Consider the following 26,106-nt stretch of genomic DNA (forward strand, 5'->3'; position numbering starts at 1 on the left):
AGAGCGGCCGGGCCGCACCACGGCCCCCGCTCCTGCCCTGCCCGTACAGGCCGCGCATCCCGAAGCATCCCGAAGAGGAAAGCTATCCATCAGTGAGTGAGACAACGCACGACGGCACGGTCGCGGTGAGCGCGCCCGCGTCGCCCGACGAGGGCCTCACGGCGGCACAGCTCGCCGGCCGGTACGGCCTGACCGTGAGCGGCGCCAGGCCCTCACTCGTCGAGTACGTCCGCCAGCTCTGGGACCGGCGCCACTTCATCCTCGCGTTCTCGCGGGCGAAGCTGACCGCCCAGTACAGCCAGGCCAAGCTCGGCCAGCTGTGGCAGGTGGCGACGCCGCTGCTGAACGCGGGCGTCTACTTCTTCATCTTCGGCGTCATCCTGAACGCCAGCCGGGGCATGTCGAAGGACGTGTACATCCCGTTCCTGGTCACGGGTGTCTTCGTCTTCACCTTCACGCAGAGCTCCGTGATGGCGGGCGTCCGCGCGATCTCCGGCAACCTCGGCCTGGTGCGCGCGCTGCACTTCCCGCGGGCCTCCCTGCCGATCTCCTTCGCGCTCCAGCAGCTCCAGCAGCTGCTGTTCTCGATGGTCGTGCTGTTCGCCGTGGCGGTCGGCTTCGGCCACTACCCGGACCTGTCCTGGGCCCTGATCGTCCCGGTGCTGATCCTCCAGTTCCTCTTCAACACGGGCCTCGCGCTGATCATGGCCCGCGCCGGGGCCAGGACCCCGGACCTGGCCCAGCTCATGCCGTTCGTGATGCGTACGTGGATGTACGCGTCCGGCGTGATGTTCTCGATCCCGATCATGCTGGCCGACAAGCCGCAGTGGCTCGCCACGGTGCTCCAGTGGAACCCGGCGGCCATCTACATGGACCTCATGCGCTTCGCCCTGATCGACGAGTACGGCGCCGAGAACCTGCCCGACCACGTCTGGGCGGCCGCGGGCGGCTGGGCCGCGCTCTTCGCGCTCGGCGGCTTCGTGTACTTCTGGAAGGCGGAGGAAAGGTACGGCCGTGGCTGAGGACCCCAGGGACGAGAAGACCCCCACCGTCATCGCGGACGACCTGCACATCGTCTACCGCGTCAACGGCGCCAAGACCGGCAAGGGCAGCGCGACCGCCGCGCTGAGCCGCATCCTCAAGCGCGGCGAGGAGCGCGGTGTGCGCAAGGTGCACGCCGTGCGGGGCGTGTCCTTCGTCGCCTACAAGGGCGAGGCGATCGGCCTGATCGGCTCCAACGGCTCCGGCAAGTCGACCCTCCTGCGCGCGATCGCCGGCCTGCTGCCCGCCGAGAGCGGCAAGGTCTACACCCACGGCCAGCCGTCCCTGCTCGGCGTCAACGCGGCCCTGATGAACGACCTGACCGGCGAACGCAACGTCATCCTGGGCGGGCTCGCCATGGGCATGTCCCGCGAGCAGATCAAGGAGCGCTACCAGGAGATCGTCGACTTCTCCGGGATCAACGAGAAGGGCGACTTCATCACCCTTCCGATGCGCACCTACTCCTCCGGCATGGCGGCCCGGCTGCGCTTCTCCATCGCCGCCGCCAAGGACCACGACGTCCTCATGATCGACGAGGCGCTGGCGACCGGTGACCGGAAGTTCCAGAAGCGTTCCGAGGAACGCATCCGCGAACTGCGCAAGGAGGCCGGCACGGTGTTCCTCGTCAGTCACAACAACAAGTCGATCCGTGACACCTGCGACCGCGTCCTGTGGCTGGAGCGCGGCGAGCTGCGCATGGACGGCCCGACCGACGAGGTCATCAAGGAGTACGAGAAGTTCACGGGCAAGTAGTCCACCCGCCCCGGACGAAAGACACCGCTCCGCTTGACCGGGCCCCGCCGGAACTGTTCCGGCGGGGCCCCGCGTCTGCAAAGGAAACGTCAACTTCGGCGCCCCTTAGGAATCTTGGGGCCAATCGGTGTGTTGTTGTGATGTGCAGGACACCCCGACGATCCTTGCCGCGTTGTACAACGTAAGCTGTACCGGTGCCGAATCGCTCCAAGTAGGGCGATAATGCGCGACACCCGATCACTGGGACGCCGTGCGGACGGCCGGGCGGCGTGTCCGAAATAGTGGGTATTGGGTCGGCGGTGTAGAACGGGAGATGTGACGGCGATGGCTACGGAAACTCCCCAGCTCAACGCAGCACGTGCCGTCCCCGCCCCGGGCAGGCCGCGATGACGGAGACCGGCACGACGCGCCCCGGCACAACGGAGCGCGGAACGCTCGACAAGGCCGCGGCGGAGAACTTCCCCGTGGCTCCGTTCTTCCTGCCCAAGGACTGGCGCACCGACCTCATGGCGGTCTACGGCTTCGCGCGCCTCGTCGACGACATCGGTGACGGCGATCTCGCCCCCGGCGGTGCCGACGCCCGGCTGCTCGGCGTGTCGCCCGAGGAGGCCGAGGACCGGCTGGCCCTGCTGGACGCCTTCGAGGCCGACCTGCACCGCGTCTTCTCCGGAGAGCCCCGCCACCCGCTGTTGCGCCGCCTCCAGCCCACGGTCCGCCGCCGCTCCCTCACCCCCGAGCCCTTCCTCGGCCTGATCGCCGCCAACCGCCAGGACCAGCTCGTCACCCGCTACGAGACCTACGACGACCTGCTCGCCTACTGCGAGCTGTCCGCCAACCCCGTGGGCCGTCTCGTGCTCGCCGTCACCGGCACCTCGACGCCCGAGCGGATCCGCCTCTCGGACGCGATCTGTACGGCCCTCCAGATCGTCGAGCACCTCCAGGACGTCGCCGAGGACCTCGGCCGCGACCGCATCTATCTGCCCGCCGCGGACATGAAGCGCTTTCACGTCCAGGAGGCGGATCTCGCCGCGAAAAGCGCGGGCGCATCGGTGCGCGCTCTGGTTGCATACGAAGCACAACGCGCCCGCGAACTCCTGAATGAAGGCGCCCCCCTGGTGGGTAGCGTCCACGGCAGACTGAAGCTGCTGCTCGCAGGGTTCGTGGCGGGGGGAAGGGCGGCGCTCCGCGCGATCGCCGCCGCAGAACACGACGTACTTCCCGGCCCGCCCAAGCCCGGCAAGCTCCAGCTGCTGCGCGAGGTGGGCGTCACTCTGCGAGGAGAGGGGTGATCCGGACGGTGGAGGCACCACCACACGCGTCCGCACCGGTACTCGCCGCCTACAGCTACTGCGAGGCAGTGACCGGACAGCAGGCCCGTAACTTCGCGTACGGCATCAGGCTGCTGCCGACGTCCAAGCGGCGTGCGATGTCGGCGCTCTACGCGTTCTCACGGCGCGTCGACGACATCGGAGACGGCGCGCTGGCGGACGACGTCAAGGCGGCGAGACTCGAGGACACCCGGGCGATGCTGACCCGGGTGCGGGAGGGCTCGGTCGACGAGGACGACACCGATCCGGTGGCCGTCGCCCTCGCCCACGCCGCCGAGACCTTCCCGATCCCGCTGGGCGGCCTGGACGAGCTGATCGACGGCGTCCTGATGGACGTACGCGGTGAGACCTACGAGACCTGGGACGACCTGAAGGTGTACTGCCGCTGTGTGGCGGGCGCCATCGGCCGGCTCTCGCTGGGTGTGTTCGGTACGGAACCCGGGGCGCGCGCCGCCGAACGCGCGCCGGAGTATGCCGACACGCTCGGTCTCGCGCTCCAGCTCACCAACATCCTCAGGGACGTCCGGGAGGACGCCGAGGGCGGGCGGATCTATCTGCCCGCCGACGACCTCGCGAAGTTCGGCTGCTCGGCCGGCTTCAAGGGGCCGAAACCACCGGAGGGCGCCGACTTCGCGGGCCTCGTGCACTTCGAAGTGCGACGGGCCCGCGCCCTTTTCGCCGAGGGCTACCGGCTGCTCCCCATGCTCGACCGGCGCAGCGGCGCCTGTGTCGCCGCCATGGCCGGCATCTACCGCCGTCTGCTCGACCGCATCGAGCGCGACCCCGAGGCGGTGCTGCGCGGCCGGGTCTCGCTGCCCGGTCGCGAGAAGGCGTACGTCGCCGCCCGCGGCCTGTCCGGTCTGGACGCGCGGCATGTGACGCGGCAGACCCTCAGGAGGCGTGCCTGATGGACGAGGTGGACAATTCGGTCCAAGGTGATGCTGCCGGAGGAAAGTGGCACGCAACCCTCCAGCCGGGGACGGCGTCCCTGACTGCAACGGCCGGCCGTGCACCGATCAAGTACCACGGCGTCCGGGCAGGGGAGGGTGCGCGATGACCGACGGGCAGCAGTCCGGGCGGGACGCCGTCGTGATCGGCGGTGGGCTCGCCGGGATCACCGCCGCGCTCGCGCTCGCCGACGCCGGAGTGCGCGTCACCCTGCTCGAAGGCAGACCACGCCTGGGCGGACTCGCCTTCTCCTTCCAGCGCGGCGAACTGACCGTCGACAACGGACAGCACGTCTACCTGCGCTGCTGCACCGCCTACCGCTGGTTCCTCGACCGCATCGAGGGGACGGCGCTGGCACCGCTGCAGGATCGTCTCGACGTGCCCGTGCTCGACGTGGCCCGGCCCGAGGGCCGGCGGCTCGGCAGACTGCGGCGCGACGCGCTGCCGGTGCCCCTGCATCTGGGGCGCAGCCTCGCCACGTACCCGCATCTCTCGCTCGCCGAGCGGGCCGCTGTGGGGCGTGCCGCGCTCGCGCTCAAGGGTCTCGACCTCGCCGATCCGAGCCTGGACGCACAGGACTTCGGCAGCTGGCTGACCGCGCACGGTCAGTCGGCGCGTGCCGTCGAGGCCCTGTGGGACCTGGTCGGGGTCGCCACCCTCAACGCGGTCGCGGGCGACGCCTCGCTGGGGCTCGCCGCGATGGTGTTCAAGACCGGTCTGCTGTCCGACCCGGGAGCGGCCGACATCGGCTGGGCGCATGTCCCGCTGGGTGAACTGCATGACCGGCTGGCCCGCAAGGCGCTCGACTCCGCGGGCGTGCGTACCGAGGTCCGTACACGCGTCACCTCCATCTCTACTGACGAGAACGGCACTTGGAGCGTTCAGGTTCCCGGGGAGACACTCCGGGCCGACGCGGTGGTGCTCGCCGTGGCCCAGGGCGAGGCGTGTGACCTGCTGCCGGAGGGCGCGCTCGACGCCCCGGAAAATCTTCGGGAGATCGGCACCGCGCCGATCCTCAACGTCCATGTCGTCTACGACCGCAAGGTCCTCGACAAGCCGTTCTTCGCGGCCCTCGGCACCCCCGTGCAGTGGGTCTTCGACCGCACCGCCGCCTCCGGGCTGCGCGCGGGCCAGTACCTCGCCCTGTCCCAGTCGGCCGCCCACGACGAGATCGACGAGCCGGTGGCCGCGCTGCGCGAGCGGTATCTGCCCGAGCTGGAGCGGCTGCTGCCCCTCGCGCGCGGCGCCGAGGTGAAGGACTTCTTCGTGACCAGGGAGCGCACGGCGACGTTCGCCCCCACCCCCGGCGTCGGACGGCTGCGGCCCGGCGCCCGTACGAAAGCCCCCGGCCTCTACCTGGCCGGCGCGTGGACCGCCACAGGGTGGCCCGCGACCATGGAGAGTGCGGTCCGCAGTGGTGTGAGTGCGGCGGACGCCGCCCTCGCCGCCCTGGGCCGGCCCCGCCCCGCCCGTCTCTTCGAGTTCGAGGAGGCCGCGTGATGCTCGACCAGCACGGCGTATCCGGCCCCAGCACCTCCGGTACCGCGACAAGAGGAGAGACTGTGCCCACTGTGCCCCCGGCCGAGACGGCCGCTGCGAGGTCCGCGGTGGACGTGACCGCGCTCCTGGAGCGCGGCCGGACCCTGGCCACTCCGGTGCTGAAGGCGGCCGTCGACCGCCTCGCATCCCCGATGGACACCGTTTCCGCCTATCACTTCGGCTGGATCGACGCCCAGGGCAACCCCGCGGACGGGGACGGCGGCAAGGCCGTGCGCCCCGCCCTCGCCGTCCTGTCGGCCGAGGTCACCGGCGCCGCGCCCGAGACCGGCATCCCCGGTGCGGTCGCCGTCGAACTGGTCCACAACTTCTCACTGCTGCACGACGACCTGATGGACGGCGACGAGCAGCGCCGCCACCGCGACACCGTGTGGAAGGTGCACGGCCCGGCTCAGGCCATCCTGGTCGGCGACGCCCTGTTCGCCCTGGCCAACGAGGTCCTGCTGGAGCTCGGCACTGTCGAGGCCGGCCGCGCCACCCGCCGTCTGACCACCGCCACTCGCGCCCTGATCGACGGCCAGGCGCAGGACATCTCCTACGAGCACCGCGACCGCGTCAGCGTCGAGGAGTGCCTGGAGATGGAGGGCAACAAGACCGGCGCCCTGCTCGCCTGCGCCAGCTCCATCGGCGCCGTGCTCGGCGGCGCGGACGACCGCACCGCCGACACCCTGGAGAAGTACGGCTACCACCTGGGCCTCGCCTTCCAGGCCGTCGACGACCTCCTCGGCATCTGGGGCGACCCGGTCTCCACCGGCAAGCAGACCTGGAGCGACCTGCGCCAGCGCAAGAAGTCCCTGCCGGTCGTGGCCGCGCTCGCGGCGGGCGGCGCCGCCTCCGAGCGGCTCGGTGAGATCCTCGCCGCCGACGCCAAGAGCAGCGACTTCGAGAACTTCTCCGAGGAGGAGTTCGCGGCCCGCGCCGCCCTCATCGAGGAGGCCGGCGGCCGAGAGTGGACGGCCGCGGAGGCCCGCCGTCAGCACACCATCGCCATCGAAGCCCTGAACGCCGTCGACATGCCCGACCGGGTGCGGGACCAGTTCACGGCGCTCGCCGACTTCGTCGTCGTACGAAAGAGATGATCACTATCGGTCGAATAGCCCTCGCGTAGTCGCCGGCCGGTGCTGCGAGGAAAGGAAAGGCACCGGCCGACGGCGGACCCACAGCAGAGCACCACATTGCACACTGCACGAAGGGGAAGCCATGACAGCGACGACCGACGGAAGCACCGGGGCACTGCCGCCCCGCGCTGCCGCGGCCAGCGAAACCCACCTCGACACCCCCGTGGCGGCCGGGATACAAGAAGCCGCCGTGCGTGCCGTCCAGCGCGCCACCGACCACCTGCTCGCCCGGCAGGACGCCGAAGGCTGGTGGAAGGGCGACCTCGAGACCAACGTCACGATGGACGCCGAGGACCTGCTGCTCCGTCAGTTCCTGGGCATCCGCGACGAGTCGACCACCCGGGCCGCCGCCAAGTTCATCCGCGGCGAGCAGCGCGAGGACGGCACCTGGGCCAGCTTCTACGGCGGGCCCGGCGAACTCTCCACCACCATCGAGGCATACGTCGCCCTCCGCATGGACGGCGACGCGCCCGACGCCCCGCACATGGCGAAGGCCTCCGCCTGGATCCGCGCCCAGGGCGGTATCGCCGCCGCCCGGGTGTTCACCCGGATCTGGCTCGCCCTGTTCGGCTGGTGGAAGTGGGAGGACCTGCCCGAACTCCCGCCGGAACTCATCTACTTCCCCAAGTGGGTCCCGCTCAACATCTACGACTTCGGCTGCTGGGCCCGCCAGACCATCGTCCCGCTGACGATCGTGTCCGCGAAGCGCCCGGTCCGGCCCGCGCCCTTCCCGCTCGACGAACTGCACATCGACCCGGCCGACCCGAACCCGGCCAAACCCCTCGCCCCCGTGGCGAGTTGGGACGGCGCCTTCCAGCGTCTCGACAAGGCCCTGCACCAGCTGCGCAAGGTCGCCCCGCGCAGACTCCGCAGAGCGGCGATGAACAGCGCGGCCCGCTGGATCATCGAACGGCAGGAGAACGACGGCTGCTGGGGCGGGATCCAGCCCCCGGCCGTGTACTCGGTGATCGCCCTGCATCTGCTCGGCTACGACCTCCAGCACCCGGTCATGCGGGCCGGTCTGGAGTCGCTGGACCGCTTCGCCATCTGGCGCGAGGACGGGTCCCGGATGATCGAGGCCTGCCAGTCGCCGGTGTGGGACACCTGCCTCGCCACCATCGCGCTCGCCGACGCGGGCGTGCCCGCCGACCACCCGCAGCTCGTCAAGGCCGCGGACTGGATGCTCGGCGAGGAGATCGTGCGGCCGGGGGACTGGTCGGTCAAGCGACCCCAACTCCCGCCGGGCGGCTGGGCGTTCGAGTTCCACAACGACAACTACCCCGACATCGACGACACCGCCGAGGTCGTCCTCGCGCTGCGCCGGGTCCGGCACCACGACCCCGAGCGGGTGGAGAAGGCCATCGGGCGCGGGGTGCGCTGGAACCTGGGGATGCAGTCGAAGAACGGGGCGTGGGCGGCGTTCGACGTCGACAACACCAGCCCGTTCCCCAACCGGCTGCCGTTCTGCGACTTCGGTGAGGTCATCGACCCGCCGTCCGCCGACGTCACCGCCCACGTGGTGGAGATGCTCGCCTTCGAGGGGCTCTCCCATGACCCGCGCACCCGGCGCGGCATCGAGTGGCTGCTCGCCGAACAGGAGCCGGACGGCTCGTGGTTCGGGCGCTGGGGCGTCAACTACATCTACGGCACGGGGTCGGTGGTGCCCGCGCTGACGGCCGCCGGGCTGCCGGCCTCGCACCCGGCGATCCGGCGGGCGGTGGCCTGGCTGGAGAAGGTGCAGAACGACGACGGCGGCTGGGGCGAGGACCTGCGCTCCTACAAGTACGTCAAGGAGTGGAGCGGCCGCGGCGCCTCCACCGCCTCCCAGACGGCCTGGGCGCTGATGGCGCTGCTGGCCGCGGGGGAGAGGGACTCCAAGGCGGTCGAGCGCGGTATCGAGTGGCTCGCGAGCACCCAGCGCGAGGACGGCTCCTGGGACGAGCCCTACTTCACCGGCACCGGCTTCCCCTGGAACTTCTCCATCAACTACCACCTCTACCGGCAGGTCTTCCCGCTCACCGCCCTGGGCCGTTACGTCCATGGAGAACCGTTCTCCCGGACCGAGGCCCTCTGATGAGCACCCAGCCCGCCACCGCCCCGCTGCTGATCGCCTGCGCTCTCGGCATCGAGCACCTCGCCCTGCGCACCGGCGACCGCGGCGGGGCCGGCGGGCCGGTCACCCTGCTCAGGACCGGCATGGGCCCCAAGGCGGCGGAACGCTCCGTCACCCGGCGCCTGGCCGACCCGGCCCTCGCCGGGGCCGCCGTACTGGCCACCGGCTTCTGTGCGGGGCTCGCCCCCGGTATGCACCCCGGCGATCTGGTGGTCGCCGAGGAGACCCGGGATCCGGACGGAACCGTTCCCTGTGTGGAGACCGACCTGCTCGTCAAGGAGCTCGTACGGGCCGTACCGGGACGTACCGTGCACACCGGACCCCTCACCGGCTCCGATCATGTCGTCCGCGGTCACGAACGGTCGGAGCTGTTCGCCACCGGCGCGATCGCGGTCGACATGGAGTCCGCGGCCACGCTCCTGAGCGCCGTGCGCGCGGGCGAGCGCCCCGTTGCGGCCGTCCGGGTGGTCGTGGACGCTCCACAACATGAACTCGTCCGGATCGGCACGGTACGCGGTGGAATATCAGCCTTCCGCGTTCTTCGTTCCGTCCTTCCCGCTTTTTATGAATGGCACCGTTCCTTGCTGCTCCCCAGGAGGTGAGCCAGATGGCCATGCCGCTGCGTCAGTCCATCAAGGTCGCTACATACTTGGCCGAACAGAAGCTCCGCAAGCGGGACAAGTTCCCGCTGATCGTGGAGCTGGAGCCCCTCTTCGCGTGCAACCTCAAGTGCGAGGGCTGCGGCAAGATCCAGCATCCCGCGGGCGTCCTCAAGCAGCGCATGCCGGTGGCGCAGGCCGTCGGAGCGGTGCTCGAGTCCGGTGCGCCGATGGTGTCCATCGCCGGCGGTGAGCCGCTGATGCACCCTCAGATCGACGAGATCGTGCGGCAGTTGGTGGCGAAGAAGAAGTACGTCTTCCTCTGCACCAACGCCATGCTGCTGCGCAAGAAGATGGACAAGTTCACGCCCTCTCCCTATTTCGCCTTCGCGGTGCACATCGACGGGCTGCGGGAGCGGCACGACGAGTCGGTGGCGAAGGAGGGCGTGTTCGACGAGGCGGTGGAGGCGATCAAGGAGGCCAAGAAGCGCGGCTTCCGGGTCACCACCAACTCGACCTTCTTCAACACGGACACCCCGCAGACCATCATCGAGGTGCTCAACTTCCTCAACGACGACCTCAAGGTCGACGAGATGATGATCTCGCCCGCCTACGCCTACGAGAAGGCGCCCGACCAGGAGCACTTCCTGGGCGTGGAGCAGACCCGCGAACTCTTCAAGAAGGCCTTCGCGGGCGGCAACCGCAAGAAGTGGCGGCTCAACCACTCCCCGCTCTTCCTGGACTTCCTGGAGGGCAAGGTCGACTTCCCGTGCACGGCCTGGGCGATCCCGAACTACTCCCTGTTCGGCTGGCAGCGCCCCTGCTACCTGATGAGCGACGGGTACGTGCCGACGTACCGCGAACTCATCGAGGAGACCGACTGGGACAAGTACGGCCGCGGCAAGGACCCGCGCTGCGCCAACTGCATGGCGCACTGCGGCTACGAGCCCACCGCCGTCCTCGCCACCATGGGCTCCCTCAAGGAGTCCCTGCGGGCCATGCGCGAGACCGTCAACGGAAACCGAGAGTAACGCCATGACCGCCATCTCCTTGGGCGTCCCCGAGGTACCGGTCCGGCCGATCGCCGAGCGGCGCCTGTCGCGGCAGATCCACGTCGGGCCGGTGGCGGTCGGGGGCGGGGCCCCGGTGTCGGTGCAGTCGATGACGACCACCCGTACCTCCGACATCGGTGCCACGCTCCAGCAGATCGCCGAGCTCACCGCGTCCGGCTGCCAGATCGTCCGCGTCGCCTGTCCCACCCAGGACGACGCGGACGCCCTGGCGACCATCGCCCGCAAGTCGCAGATCCCGGTGATCGCGGACATCCACTTCCAGCCCAAGTACGTGTTCGCGGCGATCGAGGCGGGCTGTGCTGCCGTACGCGTCAATCCCGGGAACATCAAGCAGTTCGACGACAAGGTGAAGGAGATCGCGCGGGCCGCGAAGGACCACGGCACGCCGATCAGGATCGGGGTGAACGCCGGTTCGCTGGACCGGCGGCTGCTCCAGAAGTACGGGAAGGCGACTCCTGAGGCTTTGGTGGAGAGCGCGCTGTGGGAGGCCTCGCTCTTCGAGGAGCACGGCTTCCGGGACATCAAGATCTCCGTCAAGCACAACGACCCCGTGGTGATGGTGGCCGCCTACCAGCAGCTCGCCGAGCAGTGCGACTACCCGCTGCACCTCGGGGTCACCGAGGCCGGGCCCGCCTTCCAGGGGACGATCAAGTCGGCGGTGGCCTTCGGGGCGCTGCTCAGCAGGGGGATCGGCGACACCATCCGGGTGTCGCTGTCCGCCCCGCCCGCCGAGGAGGTCAAGGTCGGCATCCAGATCCTGGAGGCGCTGAACCTGCGGCAGCGGCGCCTGGAGATCGTCTCCTGTCCGTCCTGCGGGCGCGCACAGGTCGACGTCTACAAGCTGGCCGACGAGGTCACCGCGGGCCTGGAGGGCATGGAAGTACCCCTGCGGGTCGCGGTGATGGGGTGTGTGGTCAACGGTCCCGGCGAGGCGCGGGAGGCGGACCTGGGGGTCGCCTCCGGCAACGGCAAGGGGCAGATCTTCGTCAAGGGAGAGGTCATCAAGACCGTGCCGGAGTCGAAGATCGTGGAGACCCTCATCGAGGAGGCGATGAAGATCGCCGAACAGATGGAGCAGGACGGCGTCGCGTCGGGGGAGCCGGCCGTCACCGTGAGTTGAACAGCACGGACCGAAGGGGGCCCGAGCGTGACGATGCTGGAGAACATCCGGGGACCACGCGACCTGAAGGCGCTGTCCGAGTCGGATCTCAGTGAACTGTCCGAGGAGATCAGGGAGTTCCTGGTGCACTCGGTCGCCAGGACCGGTGGCCACCTCGGGCCCAACCTGGGGGTGGTGGAACTCTCCATCGCCCTCCACCGGGTCTTCGAGTCGCCGGTCGACCGCATCGTGTGGGACACCGGCCATCAGAGCTATGTGCACAAGATCCTGACGGGACGTCAGGACTTCTCCAAGCTGCGCTCCAAGGGCGGCCTGTCCGGCTACCCCTCGCGCGCCGAGTCCGAGCACGACATCGTCGAGAACAGCCACGCCTCCACCGCGCTCGGCTGGGCCGACGGTCTCGCCAAGGCCCGCCAGGTGCAGGGCGAGAAGGGCCACGTGGTCGCCGTCATCGGTGACGGCGCGCTCACCGGCGGGATGGCCTGGGAGGCGCTGAACAACATCGCGGCCGCCAAGGACCGGCCGCTGATCATCGTCGTCAACGACAACGAGCGCTCGTACTCGCCGACCATCGGGGGCCTGGCCAACCACCTGGCCACCCTGCGCACGACCGACGGCTACGAGAAGGTGCTGGCCTGGGGGAAGGACGTACTCCTCAAGACCCCGCTCGTCGGCAACACCGTCTACGAGTCCCTGCACGGCGCGAAGAAGGGCTTCAAGGACGCCTTCGCGCCGCAGGGCATGTTCGAGGACCTCGGGCTGAAGTACGTCGGCCCGATCGACGGACACGACATCGGGGCCGTCGAGTCGGCGCTGCGGCGGGCGAAACGCTTCCACGGCCCGGTGCTCGTCCACTGCCTGACCGAGAAGGGGCGCGGTTACGAGCCCGCCCTCGCCCACGAGGAGGACCACTTCCACACCGTCGGGGTGATGGACCCCCTCACCTGCGAGCCGCTCGCCCCCTCCAACGGGCCTTCCTGGACCTCGGTGTTCGGCGACGAGATGGCGGCGATCGGGGAGGAGCGCGAGGACGTCGTGGCGATCACGGCGGCCATGCTGCACCCGGTGGGGCTCGGGAAGTTCGCGGCGCGGTTCCCCGACCGGGTGTGGGACGTCGGGATCGCCGAGCAGCACGCGGCGGTGTCGGCGGCGGGGCTCGCGACGGGCGGGCTCCATCCCGTCGTCGCCGTCTACGCGACCTTCCTGAACCGGGCCTTCGACCAGCTCCTGATGGACGTCGCCCTGCACCGCTGCGGGGTCACGTTCGTCCTGGACCGGGCCGGGATCACCGGTGTGGACGGGGCCTCCCACAACGGCATGTGGGACATGTCGATCCTCCAGGTCGTCCCCGGCCTCAGGATCGCCGCACCCCGAGACGCCGATCAACTGCGCGCGCAGCTGCGGGAGGCGGTCGCCGTGGACGACGCGCCGACGCTGGTGCGGTTCCCGAAGGAGTCGGTGGGTCCCGCGGTGCCGGCGATCGACCGGGTGGGGGGTCTGGACGTCCTGCACCGTTCCCCGGACGCGCCGGACGTCCTCCTGGTCGCCGTCGGTGTGATGGCCCCGGTCTGCCTCCAGGCCGCCGAGCTGCTGGCAGCGCGGGGCATCAACTGCACGGTGGTGGACCCGCGTTGGGTCAAGCCCGTCGACCCCGCGCTGCCGGTACTCGCCGCGGAACACCGGCTGGTGGCCGTCGTCGAGGACAACAGCCGTGCCGCCGGGGTGGGTTCCGCCGTGGCCCTGGCCCTCGGCGACGCCGAAGTCGACGTGCCCGTACGGCGGTTCGGGATCCCGGAACAGTTCCTCGCGCACGCCAAGCGGGGCGAGGTGCTCGCCGACATCGGTCTGACGCCGGTCGAGGTGGCGGGGCGGATCAGCGCGAGCCTGGCCGTGAAGGAAGCAGCGCGGGAACAGGTCGAAGTCGGCACGCGGGAACAGGCCGAAGTCAAGGAGAAAGCTGAATGAGCACGGAGTTCGACCTCGGCAGACTCCTGGCCGAGCGCGGAGCCGAGCGCTACGAGCTGCACGGGAAGTACCTGAACCACCAGCTCCCGCGCATGCTGCACACCATCGGCTTCGACAAGGTCTACGAGCGCGGCGAGGGCGCCTACTTCTGGGACGCGGACGGCAACGACTACCTGGACATGCTCGCCGGGTTCGGGGTGATGGGCCTGGGGCGCCACCACCCCGTCGTCCGCAAGGCACTGCACGACGTCCTCGACGCCCAGCTCGCCGACCTGACCCGCTTCGACTGCCAGCCGCTGCCCGGGCTGCTCGCGGAGAAGCTGCTCACCCACAGCCCGCACCTGGACCGGGTGTTCTTCGGCAACAGCGGCACCGAGGCGGTGGAGACCGCGCTCAAGTTCGCCCGGTACGCGACCGGGAAGCCCCGGGTCCTGTACTGCGACCACGCCTTCCACGGGCTGACCACGGGCTCGCTCTCGGTCAACGGCGAGTCCGGCTTTCGTGACGGGTTCGCGCCCCTGCTGCCCGACACCGCCGTACCCCTCGGCGATCTCGACGCGCTGGCCAGGGAGTTGAAGAAGGGGGACGTCGCCGCCCTGGTCGTCGAGCCGATCCAGGGCAAGGGCGTGCACGAGCCGCCGCCCGGGTATCTGCGGTCCGCACAGGAGCTGCTGCGCAGGCACAAGGCGCTGCTCATCGCCGACGAGGTGCAGACCGGGCTCGGCCGGACCGGGGACTTCTACGCCTACCAGCACGAGGACGGGGTCGAGCCCGACCTGGTGTGTGTGGCCAAGGCGCTCTCCGGCGGCTACGTCCCGGTCGGCGCCACCCTCGGCAAGGACTGGATCTTCAAGAAGGTCTACTCGTCGATGGACCGGGTGCTGGTGCACTCGGCGAGCTTCGGGTCCAACGCCCAGGCGATGGCGGCCGGGCTCGCCGTCCTGTCGGTCATGGAGAACGAGCAGATCGTCGCGAACGCCCGCGCCACCGGCGACCTGCTGAGGTCCCGGCTCGCTGCACTGATCGACAAGTACGAGCTGCTCGCCGACGTCCGCGGCCGGGGCCTGATGATCGGTATCGAGTTCGGCAGGCCGAAGTCACTGAAGCTGCGCAGCCGCTGGACGATGCTCCAGGCCGCGCGCAAGGGCCTGTTCGCGCAGATGGTCGTCGTCCCCCTCCTCCAGCGGCACCGGATCCTCACCCAGGTCTCCGGCGACCACCTGGAGGTCATCAAGCTCATCCCGCCGCTCGTCGTCGGGGAGAAGGAGGTGGACCGGTTCGTCGACGCCTTCACCGAGGTCATGGACGACGCGCACAGCGGCGGCGGGCTGATGTGGGACTTCGGCAAGACGCTGGTGAAGCAGGCGGTGGCCAACCGCTGACCAGCTGATTTGCCTCTGGGGCAAGAAAATTGCCGCAGGGGCAAATCTGCGACTCAATGGAGGTATGACCTCCCCGGAAGCCTTCGCGGAGCTGCCCTCGGTGGCTCCCCAGCTTCGCGCCCTGCGCCGCCGCGCCTCCCTCACCCTGGAGGCCGCGGCCGGTGCCGCGGGACTCTCCCCCGCCCACCTCTCCCGGCTGGAGACCGGGCAGCGCCAGCCCTCGCTGCCGATGCTGCTCGCGCTCGCCCGTATCTACGGTACGACGGTCTCGGAACTGCTCGGCGAGACGGTCGCCGAACGGGACGCCGTGGTGCGCGGCGCCGACATGGAACCGACCGCGGCGGGCGGCTGGACCTACTTCCAGGCGGGCGCGCCGGGACGCGGCATGCAGGCCCTGCGGGTGCGGGTGCCGCACGGCTCCCAGGGCGACATCGTGCGGGTGCACCCCGGCGAGGAATGGCTGTACGTCCTCAGGGGACGGCTCAGGCTCCGCCTCGGCGACACCACGCACCGGCTCGGCCCGGGCGACAGCGCGCACTTCGACTCGCTGACCCCGCACCGCATCGCAGCCCAGGACCCCGACGGCGTCGAGCTCCTGTTCGTCCACACCCTGCTGCAGAGTCCCACGGCCACGCTGTGCCTGGGTCCCACTCCTGGAGAGACGCCATGAGCGACATGGAAGAGAAGTTCCCCCGTGCGGTGTGGGTGCGCCTCATCATCTACCTGGTCGTCGGCCACGTCTTCGCGGCCTTCATCTTCCTGCTCTTCGAGGTGGGAGCCGGGCAGTAGCCGCCGTACGGCTCAGTCGAGCAGGCGCTCCCGCAGCCGCTCGCGGATCTCGGGGGTCACACCGAGGCCCTCCCTCAGATACTCCTCGACGCCGCCCCACGTCTCCTCGATGGTGTCGAAGGCCGCCGACAGATACTCGGCGCGCGCCTCGAACAGCGGGCTGAGCAGCTCCATCACCTCGGGGGAGTAGGCGTCGGCCGAGGTGCTGGTGCGGCGCACCTTGTAGCGGCGGTGCTTGGCGTTCGACTCCAGGTAGTCGGCGACGATCGCCTCACGCTCCACGCCCAGGGCGAGCAGGGTCACCGCGACGGACAGACCCGCGCGGTCCTTGCCGGCCGCGCAGTGCATGAGGGCGGGCACGCTGTCCTCGGCGAGGGAGCGCAGCACCTGGGAGTGCTCGACGGTGCGCTCCTTGACCATCGTGCGGTAGGAGTTGGTCATGCGCTTGGCGGCCCTGCCGTCGCCGAGGAGCTCACGCAGCTGCTCTATGTCGCCGTCGCGGACCATCTTCCAGAACCAGGTGCCCTCCGCCGGGTCGCTCAGCGGCAGGTTCACATTGGTGACGCCCGGCAGCTCGACGTCCGGGCCCTCCAGCTTCTGGTCCGCCGCGTTGCGGAAGTCGAAGATCGTGTGCAGCCCCAGGGACGCCAGGAAGGCCGCGTCCTCCTCGGTCGCGTGCGCGAGGTGACCGCTGCGGAACAGCACCCCGTACCGCACCCGCCGTCCGTCCGCCGTCGGCAGTCCGCCCACATCGCGGAAGTTGCGGACACCTGACAGCTCGGGTTCGGTCGACGGGATCTGCTGCGTCACGGGGGCTCCTCCCAGCCGGGCTCCGCCGACGCGGCTCGTCGACGGGGCACGCTCTCGACGATACGACATGGATTCCTGGGGCAATGAGTTGTCCACAGGGCCGTCAACGAGTTGTCCACAGCCGTTGCAGCCGAGGCTCGAAGCGGCTGATGATGTTGGCGCCTGAGCGCACCTGTGGGCACCTGTCGCCACCTGTTCGAACCTGTGAGGGAACCCCGATGCTGGAGATCGCCGAGAACGGCCGTACGTGGATTCTGTCCGGGCCGGCCAGCAGTTACGCCCTGCACCTCACCGCCGACGACGAGCTGGTGCACCTGCACTGGGGCCCGAGGATCGCCCTCGCCGACGCCGAGGCCCTCGCCGTGAGGCCGCTGCCGGAGTACCGGCCCTTCGAGGCCACGCTCGACGGGCGCGAGGAGTACCCCGTGGAGGGCGGCCCCCGCTTCACCCGCCCCGCCCTGTCCGTGCGCACCGACGAGCGGCGCGGCACCGAGTGGATCTTCGAGGACTACGCCGGCGAGGGCGACGAGCTGCGGCTGCGGTTCCGCGACGGCGGGCTGACCATCACCCTGCACTACCGGATGCGCGACGACGTCCTGGAGCGCTGGGTGACCCTGGACAACGAGAGCCCGGCACCGGTCGAGCTGCTGCGCGCCGACTCCGCCACCTGGACCCTGCCCGACCGCGAGGACGGCTGGCGGCTGTCCCAGCTGCACGGCCGCTGGGCCGCCGAGTCCCTGCTCACCCAGACCCCCCTCACCTACGGCGAGAAGATCATCGGCAGCCGCCGCGGCCACACCGGGCACCAGCACCTGCCGTGGGTCGCCCTCGACACCGACGCCACCGAGGAGCGCGGCGAGGTCTACGGCTGCGCCCTCGGCTGGTCGGGGTCCTGGCGGATCGCGGTCGCGCAACTGCCCGACGCGCGGGTGCAGATCACCGGCGGTGCCGGATACGACGACTCGGGTCTGCTCCGGCTGGCGGCGGGGGAGTCCTTCAGGACGCCCGTCTTCGCGGGCCTGTGGAGCGACGGCGGCTTCGGCGGCGCCAGCCGCGCCTGGCACGCCTACCAGCGGGCGTACGTCATCCCGGACGCGGACCAGGACCGGCCCGTGCTGTTCAACTCCTGGGAGGCCACGAACTTCGACATCTCCGAGGAGCAGCAGGGCACCCTCGCCCGGCGGGCCGCGGCGATGGGTGTCGAGCTGTTCGTGGTCGACGACGGCTGGTTCGGTGCCCGCACCAGCGACCGGGCCGGGCTCGGCGACTGGACGCCGAACCCCGACCGCTTCCCCTCGGGCCTGAAGCCGCTCGGCGACTACGTGCGCGCGCTCGGCATGCAGTTCGGCATCTGGGTCGAGCCCGAGATGATCAACCCGGACAGCGAGCTGTACCGCGCCCACCCGGACTGGGTGCAGTACCAGGCGGGACGGAAGCGGACGGAGTTCCGCAACCAGCTCGTGCTGAACCTCGCGCGTGAGGACGTCCAGGAGTATCTGTGGGAGCAGCTCGACACCCTGCTCTCCTCGGCCCCGATCGACTATGTGAAGTGGGACTTCAACCGCTGCTTCACGGACGCGGGCTGGCCCGGTGAGCCCTACCCGCAGCGCCTGTGGGTCGACCACGTACGCGGCTTCTATGACCTTTTGGACCGGTTGCGCCACGCCCACCCGGGCGTCGCCTTCGAGTCCTGCTCGGGCGGCGGCGGCCGGATCGACCTCGGAGTGCTCAGCCGTACCGACCAGGTGTGGACCTCGGACAACACCGACCCGCTGGACCGGCTCGCCATCCAGCACGGTTTCAGCCAGGTCCATCCCGCGCGCGTGATGGCCGCCTGGGTCACCGACAGTCCCAACACCCAGCTCAACGACCGGGTGAGCTCGCTGCGGTTCCGGTTCGTCAGCGCGATGGCCGGGGTGCTCGGAGTCGGCGGGGACCTCGCCGAGTGGACCGAGGAGGAGCTCGCCGAGGCGGGGCGCTGGGTGGGTCTCTACAAGGAAATCCGGCCCCTGGTGCAGCGTGGCGACCTCTACCGGCTGCGGCCTCCGCGGGGCGGGCTGAGCGCGGTGCAGTACGTCCTCGGGGACGAGGCGGTCGTCCTCGCCTGGCTCCAGGCGCAGAAGTACGGCGAGCCCGTCCCCTCGCTGCGGCTGCGCGGACTCGACCCGACAGCATCGTACGAATGCCCCGAAACGGGCGAAGTCCACCGAGGGGCCGTACTGCTGCATCACGGACTTCGCACCGGTTTGCACGGGGACCTCGATGCCGCGGTTATCCGACTGCGTCGTATCTAGGGCTTCTGTCCGAATTAATAGCTTCCTTCCAACTCCGCCCGGGATTGGGGTTCCTGTGAATTCGTGACGTGAGGAGCGTCATATCCGTGACGGTGAGTCGCACGTCATGTTCACGTAATTCACAGGTTCCGCAAGGGGATTCGGGTCGGATGGCGGGCGTCCGATTCACACAGGGTGACCGGTAATTCTCATACCCGATCAATGGGAACGCATGCACAGGGAACCTCTCACTTGTCCCTTTGCGTCTTGCTCGTTTACGTTCGCCACCGATCCGGTCGGACGCCCAATCCTGCCGCCGAACGGATTCCCCACACACACTCACCCGTGCACGGCAGGAGCGGGGGACCCACAGGTAGTACCGCCTGTTCCGGTCTCCGGAACGGCTTGGGGTTTAGCCGCGTCCCGACGCGGCCGGGCATCTCCAGCCCGCACCCGACAGCTCACCTCGCAGGCGCCGGAGAGGAATTCGTCATGCCCGCGAAGGGTAAGCACCGCCGTCCGAAGTCCCAGCGCTTCACCCGCTCGATCGCCGTCGCCGGAACCGGGGGCGCCGCGCTCGCCCTCCCGCTCATGGGGGCCACCGGCGCTCACGCCGCCACCCCGCAGTCCGTTTCGGAAAAGGCCGTTCAGTCCCTTCCGGTCACGCAGAAGTCCGCCGAAAAGACGGCCGCGAAGAAGGCTGCCGCCAAGACCTCGACCGTGCGCACTTATTCGGTGCGGGTCGGCGACTATCTTTCGAAGATCGCCGATGAGCAGAATGTCAGCGGTGGCTGGAAGAAGCTGTACGCCGACAACCGCGCGGCCGTCGGCGACGACCCGTCGCTGATCCACCCCGGTCTGAAGCTCTCCATCGGCAGGAAGGCGAAGGCGAGCACGACGAGGACCGACACCTCCGGCCTGAAGCCGTCTTCCCCGAAGTCGTCCTCGGCGACGGTGGAGAAGGCGGAGTCGAAGTCGTCCGCGAAGTCGACGACCGCGACCCAGAGCTCCGACACCACCAGCTCCAGCGGCTACACCCTCCCGGTCAGCGGCGCCACCATCGGCACCGGCTACCGCGTCGCGGGCAGCATGTGGTCCAGCGGCTACCACACCGGCGTCGACTTCGTCGTCCCGACCGGCACCTCGCTCAAGGCCGTGGCCGCGGGCACGGTCGTCTCCGCGGGCTGGGGCGGCGCCTACGGCAACCAGGTCGTCATCAAGCTGAACGACGGCTACTACGCGCAGTACGCGCACCTGTCCCAGCTCTCCGTCTCGGCCGGCCAGACCGTGACCGAGGGCCAGCAGATCGGCCTCTCCGGCGCGACCGGCAATGTGACAGGACCGCACCTGCACTTCGAGATCCGCACCACGCCGGACTACGGCTCCGACGTGGACCCCGTGTCCTACCTCCGCTCGAAGGGCGTCGCCGTCGGCTGACGTCCCCTGTACCACCGAAGGCCGGACCCCGATCCCCGGGTCCGGCCTTCGGTGTTTCTCGGCAGCTCCCACGTGCGGATGTTTGCGCCTTCATGATCACTTCATTGCGATCTTGTGGCGGGTGTGCTCAGAGCGTCGACAGGGAGGGGAGGGCCGGGACACAGTGAACTCCGTTGCCGCGTAAGCGCTTTCCACGACCTTCGGAGGTCACCGTGTCCGGCGTCGACCGACGCACCGTCTTCAAGGGCGCCGCAGCCGCGGCCGCCCTCACCCAGTTCTCCTGGGCCCAGTCCCGTACGGCCGCCGCGGTGGCCGGTGACGACGACACCGAGCTCCACTGGCTGGAGGGCTCTGCGCCCGACGTCCACGCCGGCGCCACCTGGGGCGTGCCGTGGGCGCGCGGCACCCACCGCCCGGAGCAGCGGTTCCGGCTCGCCACCACCGGTGGCGACGAGGTTCCGGTGCAGAGCTGGCCCACCGCCTACTGGCCCGACGGCTCGGTGAAGTGGACCGCGCACGCGATCGCCCCCGACGCACCGCGGGCCGACCGCTATGTGCTGAGCGCGGGCAGTCCGGCCGAGCCCGCCCACCGGGTCACCGTCGGCCGGGGCGACGGCGGCCGGATCGAGGTGTCGACCGGCGTGATCACCGCCGTCTTCGGGGCCAAGGGCTCCGACACCGTCGTACGCGGCATCCGGCGCGGCACGACCGAGATCGCCCGCGACGGACGGCTGGTGGCCCTGCGCCAGGACTCCGTTCGGGAGGGCGCGGACCTCGACAGCTTCGCGGGCCGGATCGAGAAGATCACGGTCGAGCAGGACGGACCCGTCCGTGCCGTCATCCGGGTCGAAGGGCGACACCGGCACGGCGGCAGGGCCTGGCTGCCGTTCGTGCTGCGGTTCGCCTTCTTCGCCGGTGCGGAATCCTTCCGCCTGGTGCACACCTTCGTCTGGGACGGCGAGCAGCGGCCCGGCTCCGACCAGGGCGACTTCCTGCGCGGACTCGGCGTCCGCTTCACCGTGCCGCTGAGCGACCAGCCCTACGACCGCCATGTGCGGTTCGCCGACTCGGGCGGCGGCCTGTTCAGCGAGGCCGTCCAGGGAGTCACGGGGCTGCGGCGCGACCCGGGCGCGGCGGTGCGGGCCGCGCAGATCGCCGGCGAACGGCTGCCGGACACCGCCGGCTGGGACACCCGGGTGGCGAGCAGGCTGGCGTACATCCCGCGGTGGGGCGACTACACGCTCACCCAGCCGACCGCCGACGGCTACCAGATCCGCAAGCGCACCACGGCGGGCTACGGCTGGATCCCGGCCGCGGCCGGACAGCGCGCGGCCGGCTTCGGATACGTCGGCGGCCCGAGCGGCGGACTCTCCTTCGGCCTGCGGGACTTCTGGCAGCGGCACCCCGCCCAACTCGATGTGCGCGGCGCCGAGTCCGCGGCCGCCGAGGTCACCCTCTGGCTCTACTCACCCGAGGCCCAGCCCCTCGACCTGCGCTTCTATCACGACGGCCTCGGTCAGGACACCTACGAGGAACAGTCCGACGGCGGTCTGGAGATCACGTACGAGGACTATCAGCCGGGCTTCGGCACCCCGTACGGCATCGCCCGCACCAGTGAACTGACCTTCTGGGCCGTGGAGAAGACCCCGCCCGCCGATGTCCTGGCGGCCCAGGCGAAGGCGGTGGCCGCTCCTCCGCTGCTCGCCGCGACTCCCCAACGGCTGCGCTCCGCAGGCGTGTTCGGCGACTGGGCGCCCGTGGACCGCTCCTCGAAAGCCCGCGCGGCGATCGAGGACCACCTCGACGACCTCTTCGCCTACTACCGCGACCAGCGCGAGGAGCGCCGCTGGTACGGCTTCCTCGACTACGGCGACGTCCAGCACACCTACGACAACGACCGGCACGTCTGGCGCTACGACATCGGCGGATTCGCCTGGGACAACTCGGAGTTGGGCACCGACCTCTGGCTCTGGTACCACTTCCTGCGGACCGGCTCCGCGGAGGTGTTCCGGTTCGCGGAGGCGATGACCCGGCACACCGGCGAGGTCGACGTCTACCACCTCGGCAAGTGGGCGGGCCTCGGCACCCGGCACGGAGTGCAGCACTGGGCGGACAGCGCCAAGCAGGTCCGCATCTCCACGGCCGCCAACCGCCGCTTCCACTACTACCTCACCGGCGACGAGCGCACCGGGGACCTGCTGAGCGAACTCGCCGACGTGGAGCTGACGTTCCTCGAGGTCGACCCGCAGCGCAAGGTCCGCACCGACGGCTACGAGCCCGGCGACCGGCACGCCCTGTCGGTCGGCTTCGGCACCGACTGGGGAGGGATCTCGGCGGCCTGGCTCACGGAATGGGAGCGGGGCGGCCCGGGGGCGACCAGGGCGAAGGCCAAGCTCCTCAACTCGCTGCGGACCATCGCCGCACAGCCCAACGGCTTCTTCACGGGGACGGGTCTGCTCGACGCCGACACCGGGAAGTTCGCCGTGACGACCGACACGGCCGTCAACGTGTCCCATCTCAGTGCCGTGTTCGGCCTCGTCGAGACCAATAGCGAGATCGTCTCGTTGCTGGGCGAGGAGGTACCGGAGTTCCGAACGGCGTGGCTGAACTACGCGCAGTACTACAACGCCACCGACGCCCAGAAGCGTCAGCTCACCGGCTCCACCTGGAAGTCGGCGCTCCCGGCCGCGCATTCGCGCATCACCGCCTACGCGGCCCAGCGCAAGAACGACCCGACGCTCGCCACGCGCGCGTGGAACGAGTTCTTCACCGGCAGCGACACCTACTTCCCGTCCAACGACTGGAACCCGGTCACGATCAAGACCCCGGCGGTCCTGCGGACCACGCGGGAGATCCCCTGGATCTCCACCAACTCCTCCGCCCAGTGGGCCCTCGCGGCGATCCAGAACCTGGCCCTGATCGGAGACCGGATCCCGTCATGAGACGCACCCTTGCGACCGCGGCCACCGTCGTGGGTCTGCTCGCCGGCGCGATGCCGCCCGCCCTGGCGTCCGGTGCCTCGACCGTCGTAGGCCCCGACGACGGACGTATCGCCTACGAGGGGCACTGGGGCCGGACCGCCGAAGCCGCCGTCACCGTCAACTCCGGTTCCCGGCTCCGCTTCCGCTTCACCGGCCGGTCCGTCCACGCCCTCTTCGACATCTCGTCCGTCACCGTCCCCGCACAGATCCACGTGTCGGTCGACGGCGGCCCCGGGCAGGTGCACTCCGTCGACCGGGCGGACCTGGCGATCACGGCAAGCGGCAGCGGACCGCACTCCGTCGAGATCTCCGTCAAGGACGTCTTCTCGCGGGTCAACCGGTGGATCCCGCCACTGGAGACGGGGGTGGCGCTGACCGGGATCCGGGGGCAGCTGCTGCCGCAACCCCCCGCCAAGAAGCGTGAATTGGTGTTCTACGGCGACTCGATCACCCAGGGCGTCATGGCCCTGTGCGAGGAGAACACCTCCGACTGCGCGGACGGTACGGCCGCCTACCCCACGCTGGTCGCCGATGCCCTGCACGCCTCGCTCACCCAGGTCGGGTTCGGACGGCAGGGGGTGATCCGGACCGGCAACGGGGGAGTGCCCGCCGCGTCCGACGCGTACGGCTGGAACTACGCGGGCTCCAGGGCGGATTCGGACCACAGGGCCGATGTGATCGTGGTGAACCAGGGCACCAACGACGCCGCGTCCGGCTCCACCGAGTTCCGCGCCGCCTACCGCGCCTATCTGACCCGGCTCCGGGCCGCCGCGCCACACGCCCGCATCCTCGCCCTGCGCCCCTTCGACGGCAGCCATGCCACCGACATAGCCTTCGTCGTCGACGAACTCGCCGATCGACGCGTCGAGTTCGTCGACACGACCGGCTGGCTCGATGCCACGCGGGGCGACTTCAACGGCACGGTCCATCCCAGTGCCCAGGGCCACCGCAAGGTGGCCGACCGGCTGATCGGCCTCCTCTCGAGGCGGCACCCCGAAGCCTTGAATCGGTACCCGGAATCCTCGGAGCAGTGCCCGGAATCCTCGAAGCAGTCCCCCGAAAGGAACCCCCTGACGTGACGACCACCCGCAGAGCCTTCGGAGCCCTCGCCGCAGGTGCCGCCCTGGCCGCCCTCGTCCCCGCGGGCACCGCGAGCGCCTCACCCCGCCACCGGCGCCTCCTCGCCCACGACGACTTCCGCCACGGCCTCGGCCGTTGGGCCGTCGAACTGGAGCAGGGCGGCACCGTCACCGCGGAGCGCGGGGTCCTGGAGGTCGACGTGCCCGCCGGTGCGACGATCTGGTTCAGGCAGGCGCTCCAGGGGCCGTACGTCCTGGAGTACACCGCCACGCCCGTGTCCGAGGGCGGGGTCAACGACCGGGTGTCCGACCTGAACAACTTCTGGAACGCGGTCGACGTCCGGTCCCCCGACGACCTCTTCGCCACCCACCGGGGCGGGGCACTCGCGGAGTACGACTACCTGAAGACCTACTACGCCGGCTACGGGGCGAACTACAACACCACGACACGACTGCGCCGGTACGTCGGAGAACCGGGTGTGCGGCCGTTGATCTACGACTACACCGCGCCGCTGCTCGTCGCGAACCAGCCGAACCGGGTGCGGATCGTCTCCGACGGTTCCACGGTCCAGTGGTGGAACAACGGCCGGCTCGTGTTCGACTACACCGACCCGGAGCCGTACACCAGCGGGCACTTCGCGTTCCGGACCACTTGGAGCCACTTCCGGATCAGGGACTTCAGGGTGTGGCGGTCGCAGCGTCAACACTCCTGATGAGAGGCGTATTCCTGGCTTGGCCAACACTTTAGGAGTGGCTTATCTCACCGCCCGTCAAGTCCTCCCTACGGTCGCGTAGGTCACATTCGAAGGTGAATCATGAACGGTTGTGGCAGACGATTCGAAGAATGACAGCAGCTCAGTGATCGGGTCGTACGTGGCGGTGGGGGACAGCTTCACCGAGGGCGTCGGCGACCCCGGCCCCGACGGGGCGTTCGTCGGCTGGGCCGACCGGTTCGCGGTGCTTCTCGCGGACCGGCGGCCCGAGGGCGACTTCAGGTACAGCAATCTCGCCGTACGCGGGAAGCTGCTCGACCAGATCGTCGAGGACCAGCTTCCGCAGGCCGTCGACATGGCACCGGACCTGGTGTCGTTCTGCGCCGGCGGCAACGACATCATCCGGCCCGGTACCGATCCCGACGAGGTCGCCGAGCGCTTCGAGCGGGCCGTCGCCCGGCTCACCGAGGTGTGCGGCACGGTCATGGTGACGACCGGCTTCGACACCCGTGGTGTGCCCGTGCTCAAGCATCTGCGCGGCAAGATCGCCACGTACAACGGGCATGTGCGGGCCGTCGCCGACCGCTACGGCTGCCCGGTGCTCGACCTGTGGTCCCTGAAGACCATCCAGGACCGGCGGGCCTGGGACGGCGACCGGCTGCACCTGTCTCCGGAGGGGCACACGCGCGTGGCGCTCCGGGCGGGCCAGGTCCTCGGTCTGGAGGTGCCGGCGGATCCGGACCAGCCCTGGCCGCCACTTCCCCCGCGCGGCCCGCTGGACGTGCGGCGGGACGACGTGCACTGGGCCCGGGAGTACCTGGTGCCGTGGATCGGACGCCGGCTGCGCGGGGAGTCCTCCGGGGACCATGTGACGGCCAAGGGCGTGCTGTCGCCGGACGACATCAAGACGCGGATCGCTTCGGTGGCCTGAGCCGCGGGCGGAACGCGGGTAGGGCGGCGGGGCTGGGCAGACGGAGCTCGGGAGGCCGGGCCGGGGACGGGGCCTGTGGATTGGGCACGTGGACGG

Annotated in this window: 22 protein-coding genes and 1 riboswitch; of the genes, 21 read left to right on the plus strand and 1 reads right to left on the minus strand. The window is 70.1% G+C overall.

The window, feature by feature from the left end; translation table 11 throughout:
• Positions 1-92 precede the first annotated feature (92 nt).
• The 15 genes from ACFYZ8_RS13595 (at position 93) to ACFYZ8_RS13665 (ending at position 15,786) form a co-directional block, all read left to right on the plus strand.
• The gene (locus ACFYZ8_RS13595) at positions 93-1,022 is read left to right on the plus strand and encodes an ABC transporter permease (protein WP_359029887.1); all 930 of its coding nucleotides are present in this window, start codon (positions 93-95) and stop codon (positions 1,020-1,022) included.
• Positions 1,015-1,794, plus strand: a complete 780-nt coding sequence (locus tag ACFYZ8_RS13600; protein ID WP_359029888.1) for an ABC transporter ATP-binding protein — start codon at positions 1,015-1,017, stop codon at positions 1,792-1,794. The genes ACFYZ8_RS13595 and ACFYZ8_RS13600 overlap by 8 nt, the downstream gene beginning before the upstream one ends.
• Positions 1,795-2,180: 386 nt before the next feature.
• Positions 2,181-3,083: a squalene synthase HpnC gene (hpnC, locus tag ACFYZ8_RS13605; protein ID WP_359029889.1), complete on the plus strand. Its 903-nt coding sequence runs from the start codon at positions 2,181-2,183 to the stop codon at positions 3,081-3,083.
• Positions 3,080-4,030, plus strand: a complete 951-nt coding sequence (gene hpnD, locus ACFYZ8_RS13610; RefSeq protein ID WP_388532373.1) for a presqualene diphosphate synthase HpnD — start codon at positions 3,080-3,082, stop codon at positions 4,028-4,030. The genes hpnC and hpnD overlap by 4 nt, the downstream gene beginning before the upstream one ends.
• Positions 4,030-4,179, plus strand: coding sequence for a DUF6380 family protein (locus ACFYZ8_RS13615; RefSeq protein ID WP_359029891.1), 150 nt, complete (start codon positions 4,030-4,032; stop codon positions 4,177-4,179). The genes hpnD and ACFYZ8_RS13615 overlap by 1 nt, the downstream gene beginning before the upstream one ends.
• Positions 4,176-5,570 carry a hydroxysqualene dehydroxylase HpnE gene (gene hpnE / locus ACFYZ8_RS13620; protein ID WP_388532374.1) on the plus strand — a complete coding sequence of 465 codons (1,395 nt, stop codon included), beginning with the start codon at positions 4,176-4,178 and terminating at the stop codon, positions 5,568-5,570. Before ACFYZ8_RS13615 ends, hpnE begins: the two co-directional genes overlap by 4 nt.
• 71 nt (positions 5,571-5,641) lie before the next feature.
• Complete coding sequence (locus ACFYZ8_RS13625) at positions 5,642-6,706, plus strand: polyprenyl synthetase family protein (RefSeq protein WP_078936292.1); 1,065 nt, start codon at positions 5,642-5,644, stop codon at positions 6,704-6,706.
• 121 nt (positions 6,707-6,827) lie between these two features.
• A complete protein-coding gene (shc, locus tag ACFYZ8_RS13630) occupies positions 6,828-8,819 on the plus strand; it encodes a squalene--hopene cyclase (protein ID WP_388532376.1) in 1,992 nt (663 codons plus the stop codon).
• Positions 8,819-9,460, plus strand: coding sequence for a 1-hydroxy-2-methyl-2-butenyl 4-diphosphate reductase (locus ACFYZ8_RS13635; protein ID WP_388532377.1), 642 nt, complete (start codon positions 8,819-8,821; stop codon positions 9,458-9,460). Before shc ends, ACFYZ8_RS13635 begins: the two co-directional genes overlap by 1 nt.
• 5 nt (positions 9,461-9,465) lie before the next feature.
• Entirely contained in the window at positions 9,466-10,488 is a 1,023-nt protein-coding gene (hpnH, locus tag ACFYZ8_RS13640; protein ID WP_359029895.1) for an adenosyl-hopene transferase HpnH, read from the plus strand.
• 4 nt (positions 10,489-10,492) lie between these two features.
• Complete coding sequence (gene ispG, locus ACFYZ8_RS13645) at positions 10,493-11,650, plus strand: flavodoxin-dependent (E)-4-hydroxy-3-methylbut-2-enyl-diphosphate synthase (protein WP_359029896.1); 1,158 nt, start codon at positions 10,493-10,495, stop codon at positions 11,648-11,650.
• Positions 11,651-11,677: 27 nt separating this feature from the next.
• Entirely contained in the window at positions 11,678-13,615 is a 1,938-nt protein-coding gene (gene dxs / locus ACFYZ8_RS13650; RefSeq protein ID WP_388532378.1) for a 1-deoxy-D-xylulose-5-phosphate synthase, read from the plus strand.
• Entirely contained in the window at positions 13,612-14,997 is a 1,386-nt protein-coding gene (locus ACFYZ8_RS13655) for an aspartate aminotransferase family protein (protein ID WP_388532379.1), read from the plus strand. Before dxs ends, ACFYZ8_RS13655 begins: the two co-directional genes overlap by 4 nt.
• 64 nt (positions 14,998-15,061) lie before the next feature.
• Positions 15,062-15,667, plus strand: a complete 606-nt coding sequence (locus tag ACFYZ8_RS13660; RefSeq protein ID WP_388532381.1) for a helix-turn-helix domain-containing protein — start codon at positions 15,062-15,064, stop codon at positions 15,665-15,667.
• The gene (locus ACFYZ8_RS13665) at positions 15,664-15,786 is read left to right on the plus strand and encodes a DUF6126 family protein (RefSeq protein WP_359029900.1); all 123 of its coding nucleotides are present in this window, start codon (positions 15,664-15,666) and stop codon (positions 15,784-15,786) included. The genes ACFYZ8_RS13660 and ACFYZ8_RS13665 overlap by 4 nt, the downstream gene beginning before the upstream one ends.
• Positions 15,787-15,798: 12 nt before the next feature.
• On the opposite strand, the gene ACFYZ8_RS13670 is transcribed toward ACFYZ8_RS13665, so the two are convergent.
• The gene (locus ACFYZ8_RS13670; RefSeq protein WP_359029901.1) at positions 15,799-16,596 is read right to left on the minus strand and encodes a tyrosine-protein phosphatase; all 798 of its coding nucleotides are present in this window, start codon (positions 16,594-16,596) and stop codon (positions 15,799-15,801) included.
• 218 nt (positions 16,597-16,814) lie between these two features.
• Between ACFYZ8_RS13670 and ACFYZ8_RS13675 the strand changes: the two genes are divergently transcribed.
• From ACFYZ8_RS13675 to ACFYZ8_RS13700, 6 genes are all read left to right on the plus strand, one after another.
• A complete protein-coding gene (locus ACFYZ8_RS13675) occupies positions 16,815-18,890 on the plus strand; it encodes an alpha-galactosidase (RefSeq protein ID WP_388532384.1) in 2,076 nt (691 codons plus the stop codon).
• Positions 18,891-19,199: 309 nt separating this feature from the next.
• A riboswitch (cyclic di-AMP (ydaO/yuaA leader) is annotated at positions 19,200-19,357 on the plus strand.
• Between the two features lie 4 nt (positions 19,358-19,361).
• On the plus strand, positions 19,362-20,306 hold the full coding sequence (locus ACFYZ8_RS13680; protein WP_388532386.1) for a peptidoglycan DD-metalloendopeptidase family protein: 945 nt from the start codon (positions 19,362-19,364) through the stop codon (positions 20,304-20,306).
• 212 nt (positions 20,307-20,518) lie between these two features.
• A complete protein-coding gene (locus ACFYZ8_RS13685) occupies positions 20,519-23,248 on the plus strand; it encodes a Tat pathway signal sequence domain protein (RefSeq protein ID WP_388532387.1) in 2,730 nt (909 codons plus the stop codon).
• Positions 23,245-24,366, plus strand: coding sequence for a GDSL-type esterase/lipase family protein (locus tag ACFYZ8_RS13690; RefSeq protein WP_388532389.1), 1,122 nt, complete (start codon positions 23,245-23,247; stop codon positions 24,364-24,366). Before ACFYZ8_RS13685 ends, ACFYZ8_RS13690 begins: the two co-directional genes overlap by 4 nt.
• A complete protein-coding gene (locus tag ACFYZ8_RS13695; RefSeq protein ID WP_388532390.1) occupies positions 24,363-25,079 on the plus strand; it encodes a DUF6250 domain-containing protein in 717 nt (238 codons plus the stop codon). The genes ACFYZ8_RS13690 and ACFYZ8_RS13695 overlap by 4 nt, the downstream gene beginning before the upstream one ends.
• Positions 25,080-25,224: 145 nt before the next feature.
• Entirely contained in the window at positions 25,225-26,010 is a 786-nt protein-coding gene (locus ACFYZ8_RS13700; RefSeq protein WP_359029907.1) for an SGNH/GDSL hydrolase family protein, read from the plus strand.
• Positions 26,011-26,106 lie beyond the last annotated feature (96 nt).

The organism is Streptomyces sp. NPDC001668 (assembly GCF_042893155.1).
Classification (GTDB): Bacteria; Actinomycetota; Actinomycetes; order Streptomycetales; family Streptomycetaceae; genus Streptomyces.

What these genes read in the sequence shown, in the direction of transcription:
- hpnC (WP_359029889.1), top strand. Translation starts at nt 2,181, where the DNA reads ATGACGGAGACCGGCACGACGCGCCCCGGCACAACGGAGCGCGGAACG.
- ACFYZ8_RS13615 (WP_359029891.1), top strand. Translation starts at nt 4,030, where the DNA reads ATGGACGAGGTGGACAATTCGGTCCAAGGTGATGCTGCCGGAGGAAAG.
- hpnE (WP_388532374.1), top strand. Translation starts at nt 4,176, where the DNA reads ATGACCGACGGGCAGCAGTCCGGGCGGGACGCCGTCGTGATCGGCGGT.
- shc (WP_388532376.1), top strand. Translation starts at nt 6,828, where the DNA reads ATGACAGCGACGACCGACGGAAGCACCGGGGCACTGCCGCCCCGCGCT.
- ACFYZ8_RS13635 (WP_388532377.1), top strand. Translation starts at nt 8,819, where the DNA reads ATGAGCACCCAGCCCGCCACCGCCCCGCTGCTGATCGCCTGCGCTCTC.
- hpnH (WP_359029895.1), top strand. Translation starts at nt 9,466, where the DNA reads ATGGCCATGCCGCTGCGTCAGTCCATCAAGGTCGCTACATACTTGGCC.
- ispG (WP_359029896.1), top strand. Translation starts at nt 10,493, where the DNA reads ATGACCGCCATCTCCTTGGGCGTCCCCGAGGTACCGGTCCGGCCGATC.
- ACFYZ8_RS13655 (WP_388532379.1), top strand. Translation starts at nt 13,612, where the DNA reads ATGAGCACGGAGTTCGACCTCGGCAGACTCCTGGCCGAGCGCGGAGCC.
- ACFYZ8_RS13660 (WP_388532381.1), top strand. Translation starts at nt 15,062, where the DNA reads ATGACCTCCCCGGAAGCCTTCGCGGAGCTGCCCTCGGTGGCTCCCCAG.
- ACFYZ8_RS13665 (WP_359029900.1), top strand. Translation starts at nt 15,664, where the DNA reads ATGAGCGACATGGAAGAGAAGTTCCCCCGTGCGGTGTGGGTGCGCCTC.
- ACFYZ8_RS13675 (WP_388532384.1), top strand. Translation starts at nt 16,815, where the DNA reads ATGCTGGAGATCGCCGAGAACGGCCGTACGTGGATTCTGTCCGGGCCG.
- ACFYZ8_RS13680 (WP_388532386.1), top strand. Translation starts at nt 19,362, where the DNA reads ATGCCCGCGAAGGGTAAGCACCGCCGTCCGAAGTCCCAGCGCTTCACC.
- ACFYZ8_RS13690 (WP_388532389.1), top strand. Translation starts at nt 23,245, where the DNA reads ATGAGACGCACCCTTGCGACCGCGGCCACCGTCGTGGGTCTGCTCGCC.